At 41.1% G+C, this 15,943-nt stretch carries 11 protein-coding genes and 1 tRNA gene; 8 read left to right on the top strand and 4 right to left on the bottom strand.

Translation table 11 applies throughout. The features are described from left to right. The 3 genes from AB5542_RS19500 to AB5542_RS19490 all read left to right on the top strand — a co-directional run. On the top strand, window positions 1-1,476 hold a 1,476-nt coding region (locus tag AB5542_RS19500), incomplete at its 5' end, for a beta-N-acetylhexosaminidase (RefSeq protein ID WP_368243361.1). Beyond that, a complete protein-coding gene (locus AB5542_RS19495) occupies window positions 1,469-4,042 on the top strand; it encodes a beta-mannosidase (RefSeq protein ID WP_279040006.1) in 2,574 nt (857 codons plus the stop codon). The genes AB5542_RS19500 and AB5542_RS19495, both read left to right, overlap by 8 nt. Window positions 4,043-4,142: 100 nt before the next feature. Then, window positions 4,143-4,691, top strand: a complete 549-nt coding sequence (locus tag AB5542_RS19490; protein ID WP_279040004.1) for a flavodoxin family protein — start codon at window positions 4,143-4,145, stop codon at window positions 4,689-4,691. 6 nt (window positions 4,692-4,697) lie between these two features. On the opposite strand, the gene AB5542_RS19485 is transcribed toward AB5542_RS19490, so the two are convergent. Continuing rightward, entirely contained in the window at window positions 4,698-7,520 is a 2,823-nt protein-coding gene (locus AB5542_RS19485) for a TonB-dependent receptor (RefSeq protein WP_087419935.1), read from the bottom strand. Between the two features lie 117 nt (window positions 7,521-7,637). Next, window positions 7,638-8,198 carry a phosphatase PAP2 family protein gene (locus AB5542_RS19480; RefSeq protein WP_279040002.1) on the bottom strand — a complete coding sequence of 187 codons (561 nt, stop codon included), beginning with the start codon at window positions 8,196-8,198 and terminating at the stop codon, window positions 7,638-7,640. 117 nt (window positions 8,199-8,315) lie between these two features. Here AB5542_RS19480 and AB5542_RS19475 point away from each other — a divergent pair. Both AB5542_RS19475 and AB5542_RS19470 read left to right on the top strand, forming a co-directional pair. Next, window positions 8,316-8,388: transfer RNA gene (locus AB5542_RS19475), tRNA-Thr, on the top strand. Between the two features lie 58 nt (window positions 8,389-8,446). Beyond that, on the top strand, window positions 8,447-9,058 hold the full coding sequence (locus AB5542_RS19470; RefSeq protein WP_087419937.1) for a DUF4923 family protein: 612 nt from the start codon (window positions 8,447-8,449) through the stop codon (window positions 9,056-9,058). Window positions 9,059-9,112: 54 nt separating this feature from the next. Here the strand turns inward: AB5542_RS19470 and AB5542_RS19465 are convergent, their stop codons facing one another. Continuing rightward, on the bottom strand, window positions 9,113-10,615 hold the full coding sequence (locus AB5542_RS19465) for an OmpP1/FadL family transporter (RefSeq protein ID WP_087419938.1): 1,503 nt from the start codon (window positions 10,613-10,615) through the stop codon (window positions 9,113-9,115). A 22-nt stretch (window positions 10,616-10,637) separates the two neighbouring features. Then, window positions 10,638-11,849: a hypothetical protein gene (locus AB5542_RS19460; RefSeq protein WP_140402547.1), complete on the bottom strand. Its 1,212-nt coding sequence runs from the start codon at window positions 11,847-11,849 to the stop codon at window positions 10,638-10,640. Between the two features lie 212 nt (window positions 11,850-12,061). Here AB5542_RS19460 and proS point away from each other — a divergent pair, with 212 nt between their 5' ends. From proS to AB5542_RS19445, 3 genes are all read left to right on the top strand, one after another. After that, entirely contained in the window at window positions 12,062-13,537 is a 1,476-nt protein-coding gene (gene proS / locus AB5542_RS19455) for a proline--tRNA ligase (protein WP_087419940.1), read from the top strand. A gap of 87 nt (window positions 13,538-13,624) precedes the next feature. Then, window positions 13,625-14,848, top strand: coding sequence for a peptidase T (pepT, locus tag AB5542_RS19450; protein WP_353934092.1), 1,224 nt, complete (start codon window positions 13,625-13,627; stop codon window positions 14,846-14,848). A 128-nt stretch (window positions 14,849-14,976) separates the two neighbouring features. Next, complete coding sequence (locus tag AB5542_RS19445; protein WP_162613745.1) at window positions 14,977-15,846, top strand: DUF3078 domain-containing protein; 870 nt, start codon at window positions 14,977-14,979, stop codon at window positions 15,844-15,846. Window positions 15,847-15,943 lie beyond the last annotated feature (97 nt).

Below are 15,943 nucleotides of genomic sequence, written 5' to 3'. Positions count from 1 at the left end.
GTGGTGAAGGGTGCGGATGATTTGCAACCGGCTTGTACTTTTATGAGTACATTGGTTGAAAAATCTTTCGGGAAGGCCTTAACCGTGGCGAATGGGGAAACGAAAAAGAATGCGATAAATATTTTTGTTGACCCCTCTATGAAAGCGGATGCTTATGATTTGACGGTGGAGAAGAATGCGGTTAATATAAAGGGAGGAAGTTCAAAGGCGGTTTTCTATGCCATGCAGAGTTTACGGCAGATGATGCCCGTGGGCGTGGAAAAAGGGGAGAAGATGGATCGGATCAGGATTCAAAACGTGCAGATTCAGGACGAGCCTCGGTTAGGGTATCGAGGAACAATGCTGGACGTGTGTCGTCATTTTTTCACGGTGGATGAGGTAAAGACTTTTATTGATATGTTGGCTTTACATAAATTGAGCGTGTTCCACTGGCATTTGACGGATGATCAGGGATGGCGTATCGAGATTAAGAAATACCCGGAACTCACGCAAATCGGGAGTCAACGGAAACAGACCGTGATTGGTAAAAATACGGGAAAGTATGACGGGACTCCATACGGACCCTACTTTTTCACGCAGGAAGAGATTAAAGATGTTATTCAGTATGCTGCCGATCGGTATATCACGATTATTCCGGAAATAGAGCTTCCCGGACATGCGCTTGCCGCTTTGGCTACTTATCCGGAATTAGGATGTACGGGTGGACCTTACGAGGTGTGCCAGATGTGGGGAGTGTTCCCGGAAGTATTTTGCCCCGGTAACGAGAAGACGTTTGAATTCTGGGAAGGTGTGTTGGATGAGGTAGCGGAATTGTTCCCCGGAGAGATCATCCATATTGGGGGAGATGAATGTCCGAGAGATGCTTGGAAAAAGTGTAAGAAATGTCAGGCCCGGATGAAACAGGAAAAGATGAAGGATGAGGGTGAATTGCAAAATTATACCGTTCACCGGATCGAGGCGTATTTGAAAGAGAAGGGGAAGAGAATCCTCGGTTGGGATGAAATATTGGAAGGAGATGTTTCTAAAACGGCAATTGTCATGTCATGGAGAGGTAAGACGGGCGGAATCAAAGGAGCAAAGAGAGGGAATGAGGTGGTGATGGTGCCGAATGACTACGCTTATTTTGATTACTATCAATCTAAGGATGTTGACAAGGAACCTTTTAGTATTGGTGGTTTTGTTGATGTTGCAAAAGTATATAGTTTGAACCCGACAGAGGGTTTGACTGCCGAAGAGGGAAAGAAGATTATCGGGGTACAAGCTAATTTGTGGGCAGAGTATATCACGACTTTTAGCCATGCTCAATATATGTTATTGCCGCGTATGGCTGCACTGGCAGAGGTGGCATGGACTCCGCAAGAGGCGAGAGAGTACTCGAATTTCCTGAACCGGGCAAAGTTGTTGACTCAACGTTACGAGGCTTTAGGTTATAATTTTGCAAAACATATTCTACAAGAGTCAAAGTCCAATGAATAAAATAGTTTGGATGCTGTTTTTCGGTTGTATCACCTGGGGAATGATCGGGTGTTCAACCGAAAAAGAGATTCGTACGGAGCTGAATTCCGGTTGGCAATTCCGGCAGAGGGATTCGGGGACGTGGTTGCCTGCAACAGTACCCGGTACGGTACACACGGATTTGTTGGCTAACGGGAAGATTGAAGATCCTTTTTACCGGATGAATGAATTGCAGTTGCAATGGATTGATAAGAAGGATTGGGAGTACCGGACGGAGTTCACTGTTTCGGAGGAAATAGGGAAAAAGGTCAATCAACGGATCACGTTCACGGGGTTGGATACATACGCTGATGTTTATTTGAACGGGGAGAAATTGGGAAATACGGATAATATGTTCCGGACGTGGAGGTTTGATGTTGAAGGAAAACTGAAAGTTGGTCGTAACGAGTTGCATATCGTGTTTGCTTCCCCGACTTTGAAGGGACGGGAAGAGATGGAACGTTACGGTTTGAGACTACCCGCGGATAATGATCAGAGCGTTCGGGGAGAGATGGGAAATGACCGGGTTAGCGTGTACACTCGTAAGGCTCCTTACCATTATGGTTGGGATTGGGGGCCTCGTTTGGTGACTTCCGGCATCTGGCGTCCGGTGATTCTGGAGGCTTGGAATGACGTGAAGGTGGAGGATGTGTTTATTCGCCAGCCTTCCGTAACAAAGGAAAAGGCTCAACTAGTGGCGGAGGTTTGTGTGAACTCGGACAAGCAACAGAGTGTCACGATAGTGATTATGAATGAGGGGAAGATATTGTTGCAGGAGCAAAAAGATTTAAGAAGAGGTGAAAACAAAATAACTATTCCTTATGTAATTCAGAATCCTCGTTTGTGGTGGAGTAACGGGTTAGGGGAACAGAACTTGTACGATTTTACGATTCTGGTGACTAGCGAGGAAGGAGTTGTGGCGGAAAAGAAGGTAACGACGGGGTTACGGTCGTTGAGATTAGTTCGAGAAAAGGATCAATGGGGAGAGTCTTTCGGCTTCGAGTTGAATGGAGTCCCCGTGTTTGCCAAGGGGGCTAACGCTATCCCGAATGACGTGTTTCTGCCTCGTGTAACCCCGGATTTGTATGAGAAAATGGTGGCAGATGCGGCGAATGCCAACATGAATATGATCAGAATATGGGGTGGTGGCATATACGAGGATGATGCATTTTTTGAATTCTGTGATAAATACGGGATCATGGTGTGGCAGGATTTCATGTTTGCTTGTGCGATGTATCCCGGGAATCAAGAATTTTTGGATAACGTGCGTCAGGAGGCTATTGATAATGTTATTCGGATTCGGAATCATCCTAGTATCGCTTTGTGGTGTGGGAATAATGAAAACGCTTTGGCTTGGCGACACGGTGCGCCGGGGGGATGGGGATGGAAGAACGCTTTCACGAAAGAGGAACAGGATACGGTTTTCAAGGCTTACTATACCGTTTTTCACGAGATACTTCCCGAAGTGGTGAAGGATTACACGGATGGAGATGACTACTGGCCTTCCTCACCGATGGCGGGACCGGAACCGGATCAACATGGATTGGACGGGACGACTTCGGGGGATCAACATTATTGGGGTGTGTGGCATGGTTTCCGGCCATTGGAAAGCTTTGATGAGGTGACAACCCGTTTTTGCAGTGAATACGGGTTTCAGTCCTTTCCGGAGATGAGTACGATAGAAACGTATGCACTGCCGGAGGATTATGATATAGAATCGGAGGTGATGAAATCACACCAAAGGAGTTATATTGGTAACGGGCGTATTCTGGATTATATGAAAATGTATTACCGGGTTCCGGAAGAGTTTGAACAATTTATTTACATGACCCACGTGTTGCAGGGACTGTCTACGAAAATGGGTATCGAGGCACATCGTCGGAATATGCCTTATTGTATGGGCTCTCTGATCTGGCAGATTAATGATTGTTGGCCTGTTGCCAGTTGGTCGACGACGGATTATTACCATAAATGGAAAGCGGCGCATTACATGATACGGGATTGTTTTAAAGAGGTGATCGTTGCTCCGAAATGGGAGGGGGATTCCTTGGCAATTTATGCCGTGAGTGATAGGTTGGAGGCTATTCATGGGACATTGAGCATTGAGGTTCTTGATTTTCATGGTAATCTCATTTTCTTGACTGAAAGAGGAGTAAATGTACCGGCAAATACTTCGACGGTTTTGTGGAAATTGAACCGGGAGTCGTTGCTTGCGGGTGGTTCTGAGAATGGGATGATGCTTGTGGTACGTTTACAAGGTGGTCAGGTCTTGGATGAAAAGAATGTTTATTTCGTTTATCATAAGGATTTAGATTTGCTGACACCTCATTTCTCTATACAGGCAGGAGAGGAGAATGGAGAGAAATTTATTCGGGTTTCCTCGGATAAACTGGCTTGCAATGTCATGTTCTATATTCCGGGAGAATCGATTTTCTTTTCAGATAATTATATGGATGTAATTCCGGGAAGGAGTTATAAGATAAAGATTGACACGGATTTACCTCCAAGTCAGATACAAGAGCGGATAAAGATTCGTTATGTACATTAAAAAATGAAAACTCCTTGATACGTGATCAAGGAGTTTTTTCCTTTTGTGGTTTTAGTGAAGCAATAAATACGTATTTTTGTATATCATAAAACAATAAATTATGGGCAAAAACATTTTAATTTTAGAGGGAAGTCCCCGACCAAACGGGAACAGTGATATGCTGGCAGAGGTCTTTGCCACGGGTGCTAGGGCCAAGGGGTATGAAGTAAGTGTGATAAAAGTTCCGGGTTACAAGGTAAACGGGTGTTTTGCCTGTGGTATGTGTTGGTCCATGGGAACTCCTTGCGTGCAGTCGGATGATATGGAGAAGATTTTTCCGGAAATAGAGCAGGCGGATATGATCGTGTTTGCTTCTCCTCTGTATTTTTTTAGTTGGCCAACTCAGTTGAAGAGTGTTATAGATCGTTTGTATCCTTATACCGTGGAGAAAAGCGAACGAAGTCTGACAGGTAAAGAGTGTGTCTTGCTGCTTGCAGCAGCAACTGATGTTGAAAATGAAATAAAAGGGGTGCAAGAGTCCTATCGAATTTTGGCAGAATATATGCGTTGGCATTCTGTCGGAGAGGTTATTGCTTATGGTGTTGATAAAAAAGGAGATGTTCGAAATACAGCGTATCTCGAACAAGCTAAGGAATTAGGTTCCCGTTAAATTTTTTTAGAAGAATCCGGGAGGTGGTGGCCCTTCCGGACCATTTCTTCCTTCTTTCTTTTTACCAATGGAATTAAATCGATAGGAAACAGTTAACATGTAGTAGTTTCGCTCGTTTGTGCTGTAACTAGTTTGAGTATACAGGTCTTGAATACTGTAATTTAACAGGTTCCTTTGACGTAAAATGTCCATTGCTTTAAATCTAACTTGTAGTTGTTTATTTTTCATGAATTTTTTCCCGATCTCCATGTTTAGAAGACTGTTGGATTGGTTCACGTTTCCACCTTTTTTACTTAACGTGTAATTATATGAATAGTCTCCTGCAAGAATGAATCCTTTCCAGAAAACCCATTTGGCACTTGCATTAACAGATTGAGAGAAAGAACTGGAGCCTTCCGTGGTTGTACTTGTGGAATTGGTGTAAGAAGTACGGGAAGATATATTGTAGTCCAAATTCTCAGATACGTTACTGTTGATATTAAGTCCGAATGATGCATTATGGGAACTGGTCAAGTTCTTTATATTATCGTAGATAGAAGGTGTACGAGAATAACTATAAGATAAGGAAGGGCCTAATCTTAATTTTAATGCTTTGATCTCGAAAGAATAACTGGAATTCATGGAAAGCCCCCATTGCCCGTTTAAGTTAACGGGGCGGGAGAGACGGGCTCCCTGTAATATTTGGTAACCGTTGATAACCGTGTCTTTTGAGATAAATTGTGTTGCCGTGGCGATATTGTTGAAAGAGTTTCGAAAACTAAGATTAACGTTCAAGAAACTGAAATTTTCTTCACTGACAATGTTCCGGCTAAAAGACATTGAGGCTGATTGCGAGAATGTTTTTTTCAAGTTCGGATTTCCTGTTGAAATATTTAATTGGTCTCTCACGTCAAGAATGTCTTGTAGTTGCTCGGCTCTAGGGGAATCTGTATTCCCGTTATAATAAAAAGTCATGGTTGATCTTTTGGATAAACTATAACTGAAATTTATTTGAGGGGAGAGATTCAAATAATTGTTTCTCACGTTAGAGTCCGGTGCGTTCAAGTATTCGTATCTATTTTCTTCTCTTGATAGATTGATTGATCCACCTGCACTGAAATAGAATTTTTCTTGATTATACCCATAACGGATGCCTAGGTTATTACTTGTTCTTATGGTACTGGTTTTATTCGTTAAGGCCGTATCAATACCAATGACTTCCGTGAAAAGTGCGTCTTTGTATGACATACTTTCTTTGTCCGAACTATTCTTGTTGTAACTGAAAGAGTAATTGAACGATAATCGGGCTTTTTCCGTTAAAGGTTCTGAATAAGAGATCGAACCCGTGTATGAATTTGATATACCTTCGGAGGTATTGATAAGATTACGCAACGTATCTCTTTTGTTTATAATACTACTATCTTGTTGTGTATTATTGTTTTCATTTTTACTGATATTTATGTTCCCGTTTAATGTTAATGTCCGTCCCGTTTTTTGGAAAGCGTGCATCCATGAGAAATTACCCCCGAAGGAACGATTTTCATTGTGACTTTGTCTTTTACTGTTCGTGATATTTATCGTGTCATTGTCTTGAATATTACTATTCATGTTCAATGATCGACTATCTGATTTGCTAAATGAAAAAGAGGGGGTGAAGTAGAATCTGTTTTTCTTGTTCATGGAGTAATTAAACCGGGTATTCACGTTATGACTTGAACTTTCAGACCAAGAATGTGATTCTGAATTATAAATGTTGCTCTGGAAACTTTCAGAAGGGAAATATTCCTGTATACTGGAACTGGCAGAATAGGATTCGCTGTTGCTACCACTGTAACTCCCACCTATATCAGTACCTTTACTGAATGTATTGGCGAAGTCCACGGAGTAATTTTTCCCTCGATTATTCCCACCTTTCCCGTGGTATTGTGCGTTGGGGAGTTCAGATCCTTGGTTCGTGTTACGTAGACTTCCTTGGATGGAGAATTTCTGCTTTTTGTTAAAGGCGTTAGCAGAAACACCCAGGTTATAGTTATTGTCTTTAAATGAATCTTCTAGGTCTTCTGAAATGCCGTATCCCAAGTTGGCTTTACCGAATACTTTCAACTGGTTGGGATTCTTGGTTTCAATGTTTAATGAACGGAATCTTTTCCCGTCATCATATCCTGAGAAATCAGCTTCTTCACTTTTCCCGTCAAACATTTTTATTTTGTTGACAAGGCTGGCCGGAAGTGTCTGGAGGGCGGCCATCGGGTTGCTGAGGAAATATTCGGTTCCATCAATATATATTTTCTTGACTTCTTCTCCGTTTGCCATTAATTTTCCGTCGACGATTTGGAAACCGGGTAATTTTTTCAACAAATCTTCCAATTCAGCATCTTCCGGAACCTTCAATGCATTTGCGTTGAATTCTGTCGTGTCACCTTTCTGGATAATCAAAGGTGGTTTGGCTGTAATAACGACTTCTTCCAGTACTTCCGGGAGTAGATTAATCATTCCGACATTTGTATCTGCTTTTACCAGATATTTTTTGCTTGTAGCTTGGTAACCGACAAAAGAAACGGTAATGACCAGCTCTCCTGGAAGAAGGTCTTTTAAGGTGAATTCTCCCATGGCATTGGTTACAGTTGTCGGTTTTTTATCTTCTCCAACATAAATATGCGCACCTGGCAGAGTCTCGTCATCAGGCTCTCCAGTTACAATACCTTTTAGTGTGTATTTGGTAATCTTTTTTTCAGGTATTGTGGTTGTATCTTTTCTAATCGTGTCTCTCTTTTGCGTTTGGGCAAACATTGTCACGGGTATGGCCAACATGAACAAAAGAAAAATTATTTTGTAAATATAAAGTTGCATATTATATGTTGTTGTTCTGATTTAAACAAAAATAGACATATAATATGGATGTACCATGATAAAAAAAGGGTTTATGATTTCTTTAAATACTATTTTAACAAAATATTTAGAAGTCTGTTAGAAAGTGATACAAGCGTGGATTCCAGGGTGTTTCTGGAGTACGGTAGGGGTGAGTGTGATCCGTGTACGGCCGTAGGGTTTGGTGAAAATATAGGAACTCCCCACACCTATTGCTGCACCACAGAGAATATCCCACCAATCGTGTTTATCACAATAAGTCCGTCCCCAAACGACGTAAGTGGATAAAAGGTAAGCAGGGATACCGAATTTCCAGCCATATCTGCGTTGTAGAAAGGAAGCTCCTTGGAAGGTGACGGTTGCATGTCCGGACGGGAAAGCATGGTAATCACTTCCATCCGGTCGTTTTTTGCGGATCGTATGTTTTAATATGTAACTTATTCCTACAGCTGTGACAGTAGAAAAAACAAGCTGTTTGGTTCCGTGGTAATCTTTTTTCAATAGAGAGGTTGTCAAACAGAAGACGGGAGTTGCGTAATATATAATGTCTCCGGAGGTCTCAACAGCCTTCTTTTGTGCAGAAATGTTCGTGATGAAGAATAAAAATAGTGAAAGTGATATGGTAAATTGAAAAATAATTATCGGCAGTTTTCTTTTCATCTTATTGATAATTAAAATGTAGCCGCAAATGTATAAAAAATGTACGTTTTTGAGTTGAAAAAAATTGATTTATCGTTTTCAAATTACAAAAATAGTCGTACATTTGCACCCGTTATCGCCAATTTAGCTCAGCTGGTAGAGCAACGCATTCGTAATGCGTAGGTCTGGGGTTCGAGTCCCCAAATTGGCTCAAATAGAGGCCTGTCTGATAGACAGGCTTTTGTGTTTAAACCTAAACATTATATTTTATGAAACGAGTTATTGTAATTTGTTGTGTATTGATGTGCTTTGGGGGAGTACAATTAGTACAAGCCCAATCATTGAAGGACATTTTGAATTCATCGAAGGTAAAGGACGTGGTGAATCTTGTAACAGGTAATGTGATTAAATTGTCGGATCTTCAAGGAACTTGGAATTACGTGGAGCCTGCTTGTAAAATGACGAGTGGGGATTTGTTGAAAGAGGCGAGCGGTTCATTGGTAACCTCAGCGTTAGAGAAAAAAATGGAGAATATTTACACAAAGTTGGGGATTGTGCCGGGGAATTTTAGCTACACGTTTAATAGTGATGGTACGTTTACAAATACGATAGGGAAGAAGATATTAAAAGGAACGTATTCTTTGGACGAGAAGACACGTGTATTGACATTACATTATGTGTTGGCAAAAACGATCACGGTGAAAAGTGTGGAAGTGCAGTTAGTGAAATCGGGAGAACAGGTATCATTACTTTTCAATACGGAAAAACTTATGAACTTTGTTAGTGTATTATCCTCTGCTTTGAAAAAATCAGATAAAACGACTACTTCATTAATGGATGGGTATGATGAGATTCTTTTAGGATTTGAAATGAAGAAATAGTTTGCCAAATAGCGAAAAAGAAACGGGGACTTTGATAGTCCCCGTTCTTGTCTATTAAAATCTGATTCCTAATGTTAGTCTGAATTCGTTATCTTTAAATTTTGTCTGAAATTCGGGTGATTCAATAACTTCCCCCTTTGAAGTTTCATAATAATAGAATAGACCGTTTAACTTTGAATTCTTATGAAGATAAGCAAAGTCTGCATAGAATACTCCGAAATTTAATCCTAGACCACCAGTGATTGTTTGAATGTCATTTTTTTCATTCATTTCTCCTTTCGTGTATGGTGAGGCAGAATAAGCATAACCACCTCGTAGACAGAATACACTATTAAATCGATATTCTGCTCCGGCACGGAAATTATGGGTACTTTTGTAAATAGCTTTTATCGCATTATTAGTTTCTAAATATTCGTTTTTAGCACCATCATTTGAGTATTTTGCAGTAGTATAGTCAACATATTCATAGTCAAAACTGATAATAGCTCTTTGGCCTAGAACTGTTGCAGCACTTGCCATAAATCTCCACGGTGTTTTTAATTTGTAGGAGTAATCTGTCCATGCACTCTCTCCATATTCAAAGTTGTCCGTAGGTTTGGCGTCTTCAACCGGAAGTTCAGTGAATTTAGCAGAAACATTATTATTGGCATAAGCATCAAGATCGTAATATGTAGGTGTATGAATGGCAAAACCTAGACGGAGAACTGGAATCGGACGATATATAAAACCTGCTTTGAAATTTATCCCGATACCACTACTTGTAAAGTCTTGGTATATACTGAACTTTTCCAATTTGTTATTTGTTTCTCCAACAATTTCTTCTGTGTACACGGAAAACGATTTGTAATGTAGTGATTGAATTCCTAAAGTTATACCAAAGTAAAATTTGTCATCATAATTAGCCCCTGCCGATATGGCATATTCACTTTGAAAACCCCGTTCTCTCGTGTATTTATAATGTTGTAACTGATCAATACTTCTGATTGGAGTTTGATAGTCATAGTCCTTGTTTTCTAACGCCTCCGGGCTTAAATAAAGCATGTAAGCATCATAAGCAAGTCCTGTGGTAAAATCATTTAATTCTTTCGGGGATAAACCGTCTGCTTCCTCTTTCCATATATTTGATAAGGATGAATCTCCATTAGTTTCATAATATCCTTGGAAAATATTTCGATTGAAATTATTTAGGTTCGTATAATTAAAACCGATGTTGATATTTTTCCATTTATTACTCATAGGTTGGAACGATAATACGAATCCCAATCCTCCTAATAGATACATATTTTTTTCATTATCAATACCTTTTGTTTTTGCGTGAGCAAAATCGAGCATGGATGTAAAACTGATTTCAGATTTACGGAATACTCCAATACCACCTGGGTTTGTGGATAGGGTTGTTAAATCTCCACCTAATGCACCGAATGCTCCTCCCATTGCGGTAACTCTTGCAGAACCGAATGGGGTTTGCCTGGAGAAACGAAGGGCATCCTCTTCGTTTTGAGCCGAAACGAATAAGGAGAAGAGGAGTAATGTCGGAAGTATATATAATATTTTCATAGACAATTAATGTTAGTTAGACTTATCTTCTACTACCCGAATTTGTACGTTGAACAGGTCCGCTACCTCCACTGCTGGAGCGTGTCGTTGAACTATTTCCATACGAGCTAGATCCGCTGTTCCCTCTAGAATAACTTCCTGATGAATTGCTGGAGTTGTTATGCGATGGATTGTAGTTTGAGCCTGATTCGTAGCGGCTGCTGTTTGACCTGGATTGTATAGCGGAACTTCTTGAAGTTCTTGAATAGGTACTATATGACCGGGCGTTTCTATTCGTCGTGTATTGCTTTTTAGGAGCATACCGAGTAGTTACAGTTGGTTTGCTGGCACCACCCCAGTCCGGTCGATGGTTGCCCCAGTTTGGGCCGTGATGTCCATGTCCCGGACGATGTCCCCAGTGTGGATAATAACCGTAATAGTGGTTCCAATAAGGATTCCAGCCCCATGGATCGTAGAAACCATGTCCCCAACCCCACGGATTATAACCGTAACTATAGTAATTGTTCCAGTATGGGTCCCATCCCCAAGAGTTACCCCAACCGAACGAGGCTCCCCATCCCCAGCGGTTCCAGCCGAAACTTACGTTATTACTCCATGCAAAACTATCAAAACGAGGATCGTTCCAAATCACGGTCCAAATGTATTTCGGGTAATTACCGAAAATTAATTGAGAGTATAGTCCCACGTTCGAACTGCTGGGGAACCACCAGTAGCGACCGTCAATTGTGTACACGTTCCAGTCGGAGCTGAACGAAAGATTCTGGGCAATTTCGTACCCGTTTCCAAAATAGGCGAAACCTTCCGGGTAACGATTCATGATCCGGACACACTCTTCCAAATCATTTTCACTACCTTTAAAGCCTCCGATCCAGTACCCGTCATCTGCCGGAACAGCAACCCGGTTAACAGTTTGTCCGGTTCTGGCCTCTTCTTTTTGCACCTGTTTTTCAGTTGCATAACGAGCCATACCGATGGAATGAGATTTCGGGTTTACACTGTTATCTATTTCCTTCGGATAAACTTTATCATTGTTTGTGTTTTTACTAATTTGAGAACTAGAAGAAGTATTCGAGGTAATGTCCACTCCGGTCTTGTCTTTAATTTCTTGAGCGAAGAGGGAACGTTTACCAGGAACATAGTAGATATCATCTTCCTGCGCTCGCGTGAAGTTTTGCGAGGAAGAGCAAGCGCCTAATAGGACTGCTAATGCTGAAAAATATAATGCTATCTTCATAGTAATAATATTAATTCCTTTCTTGTATGACAAATTCATTGACTATTGGTTTATTTACTTCTAACAAAATGCGTACCATTCATTCGGTGTTTCCCTGTTACAAGCATCCCATGCGGCTTGTTTTGTATTCTATGTTATAAAAATAGAAAATAATAATCGGATTTCCTAGTTTTTGTTTTAAATTTGCTGCTGTTTTATCAAAAAATAATGAGATGGCTAAGTTTTTAACTTCAAGAGAAGAAAATTATTCGCAATGGTACAATGATCTGGTCGTAAAAGCCGGATTAGCAGAGAATTCAGCTGTAAGAGGATGTATGGTGATTAAACCTTACGGTTATGCCATATGGGAAAAAATGCAACAACAATTGGACAAGATGTTCAAGGAAACGGGGCATAGTAATGCTTATTTCCCGTTGTTAATCCCCAAATCTTTCTTTTCAAAAGAGGCTGATCACGTGGAGGGTTTCGCGAAAGAATGTGCGGTTGTAACTCATTATCGATTAAAAAATGATCCGAATGGAGGTGGGGTAGTTGTGGACCCTGCTGCCAAACTGGAGGAGGAATATATTATTCGTCCGACTTCTGAAACGATTATTTGGAATACTTATAAAAACTGGATTCAGTCTTATCGTGATCTTCCTATCCTCTGTAACCAATGGGCTAACGTGATGCGTTGGGAGATGCGTACGCGTATGTTTCTGCGTACTGCTGAATTCTTGTGGCAAGAAGGACACACGGCTCACGCTACGAAAGAGGAAGCCGTTGAGGAAGCTCAGAAAATGATTCGTGTATATGCTGAGTTTGCCGAAAAATGGATGGCTATGCCGGTGATTATGGGGCATAAGAGTGAAACGGAACGTTTTGCCGGTGCATTGGATACCTTGACTATCGAGGCGATGATGCAGGACGGGAAAGCCCTTCAGTCCGGAACTTCTCATTTCTTGGGTCAGAACTTCGCGAAGGCTTTCGATGTGCAATTTGCCACGAAAGAGGGAAAACAAGAATATGTATGGGCAACTTCATGGGGAGTTTCTACCCGTTTAATGGGGGCGTTGATCATGTCACATTCCGATGATAACGGTTTGGTATTACCTCCGAAGTTAGCTCCGTTGCAAGTGGCAATAGTGCCTATTTATAAGAGTTTGGAAGGATTAGAAAAAATCCGTCAAACGGTTAGCGGGTTGATGGATAAATTAAAGGCTGCGGGAATCAGCGTGAAATTTGACGATCGTGACACGCAAAAACCAGGTTGGAAATTTGCCGATTACGAGTTGAAAGGAGTTCCGGTACGTCTGGCTATGGGGGAACGTGATCTTGAAAACGGTACGATTGAGGTGGCTCGTCGTGATACTTTGACCAAGGAAACATTGCCATTGGAAGGCGTGGAACAACACATCGAGACGTTGTTGGAGGAAATTCAGGAAAATATATACAAACTGGCTTTGGAACGTCGTTCTAAATTGATTACAAAAGTGGATTCTTACGAGGAGTTCAAGACTTTGTTGGACACGAAAGGCGGATTCTTCCTGTGTCATTGGGATGGAACCCCGGAAACTGAAGAACTTATCAAGAACGAAACGAAAGCAACCATCCGCTGTATTCCATTCGATGCTCCCGATGAGGAGGGTAAGTGTATGGTAACAGGTAAACCTTCTCATAAGAGGGTGTTGATTGCGAGAGCCTACTAATTGATGATTGTGTGATTTATGATTGCGTGATTCACGTTACGGGATTATAAATCACTTAATCATAAATCATAAATCTAAAATTATTTTATGCTGCCAGTAGTTGAGCGTTTTATCAGGTATGCTAAGATTCACACGGAATCGGATCGGGAGACGGGTTTAGTTCCAAGTACTCCGGGACAATTGCAGTTTGCCTATCTTCTTTGCGAGGAGATGCAGAAAATAGGGATGCAGGATGTTGCCGTGGATGATTACGGGTATGTCATGGGGTTTGTACCTGCTAATGCTGATAGAGAGTGTCCTTCGATAGGGTTTATCGCTCATATGGATACCAGTCCGGACATGACGGGTAAACACGTGAAACCTCAGATTATCGAGAATTACAGGGGAAATGACGTGTTGTTGAACAAGGAAAAGGGATTCACTCTGTCACCGGATGATTTTCCGGAACTGATGAATTATGTCGGTACGGATTTGATCGTTACGGATGGTAACACGCTTTTAGGAGCAGATGACAAAGCGGGGATCGCCGAAATTCTGACGGCAATGGAGTATTTGGTTCAACATCCGGAAATCAAGCATGGACGTATTGTAGTTTGTTTCACGCCGGATGAAGAAATCGGGGAAGGTGTTGATCATTTTGATCTGAAAAAATTCGGGGCTAAATTTGCCTATACTTTGGATGGGGGAGAGATCGGAGAGTTAGAGTGTGAGAATTTTAATGCTGCTTTAGCTCGTTTGACGTTTAAAGGGCGTAATTTCCATCCGGGATATGCCAAGAATAAGATGGTCAATTCAATCAAGGTGGCTAATGAATTTATGGCTAGTCTCCCTAAAAAAGATGCTCCGGAATATACCTCCGGTTACGAAGGGTTCTTTCATATCTATTCCATTAAAGGGACGGTAGAAGAAACCTTGTTGGAAATATTGATTCGCGATTTTGATAAGGAGCGTTTTGAATGGAGAAAGGACGTCATTGAAAATGGGGTTCGGGAATATTCAAAGAAGTATGATTTGCCGGTACTTCTGGAAATGAAGGATCAGTATGCGAATATGAAAGAACGTTTGGAACCGGTAAGATATATCGTAGAAATAGCCAAACAGGCCATGGCAGAATTGGGCATTAAACCTTTGATTGTTCCTATTCGCGGTGGTACTAACGGGTCAAGATTGTCATTTATGGGATTGCCCACACCGAATTTGTCCAATGGGGCGCATAACGGGCATGGACGTTACGAGTATATCCCCGTGTCTTCTATGGAGAAGATCGTGAACGTGATTGTGAAGATCTCCGAGTTATGTGCTAAAATATAAGTGAAGAAACACTTCTTCTGAAGCAGGTTAGAAAATAACCTGCTTTTTTTATAACAAATCTTTGTTGTTTTACGTTTACCAGTCAAAAGATATTAAAATTTAAACCTAAATAATTTAATGAGAGTATGATGAAAAGATTCTTTGTTATTGCCCTATTTGTATTGGGTTTAGGACAATTGTATGCGCAACCGGTAAGAGATACTGCATGGACAAAAGCCGGTTACTTCGGGTTAAAATTAACGCAAGTAAGTTTGAGTAGTTGGTCTGCCGGAGGTGAGTCTGCTTTGGCATTTGATAGCCAGATAACATATAGTGCCGATTTTAAACGAGATCGTCAGTTGTGGCAAAATCGTTTGGAACTGGGATACGGTTTGACGAAAAATGATGGCAAGAGTGCCCGGAAAACAAACGATAAGATATACTTCGCCTCGACTTATGGGTATCAGATTTACAAGACACTTTACTGGAGTGCTTTATTGAACTTCAACACACAGTTTGCGAAAGGATACGATTACAACATCGAGGATTCTGACTTTATCTCAAAGTTTATGGCTCCGGGATACTTGATGATTGGTACCGGTGTTACTTGGAGTCCGAATAAGATATTCACTGCCACTTTCACTCCGGCCTCTTGGAGGGGAACTATTGTTGCCGACAGTCGTTTGGCAGATGAAGGGGCTTTCGGTGTGGATAAAGGAAAACATCTATTATCCGAGTTTGGTGCAAACTTGAAAGCAGAGGTGAATTACGAGTTTTTGCCTAACATGAAGGTTTATTCTCGTTTGGAATTATATTCCAATTATCTGGAAGATCCTCAGAACGTGGATGTTCGCTGGGAGGTACAATTAAATATGGCGATTAATAAATGGTTTTCAACGACTTTGTCAACAAATTTGTTATATGACAATGATGTAAAGATCGCCCAAGAAGACGGTACCGCGGGTCCGAGAGTACAGTTTAAGGAAGTGTTGGGAGTGGGACTTCAGATAAATTTCTAAGAGCTGATTTTGATATAAAAAAAGGCCATGTGGCCAAAAATAGTTGGTAAATTCTTTATAACGATTTGAATTCCAGAATGATTAATTACCTTAATTG

The sequence above is a fragment of the Butyricimonas sp. RTP31003st1_G1_RTP31003_210430 genome, from assembly GCF_040920905.1.
Classification (GTDB): domain Bacteria; phylum Bacteroidota; class Bacteroidia; order Bacteroidales; family Marinifilaceae; genus Butyricimonas; species Butyricimonas paravirosa.
Note: the sequence above shows the minus strand (reverse complement) of the source record. Positions and strands in the feature narration are given on the sequence as shown.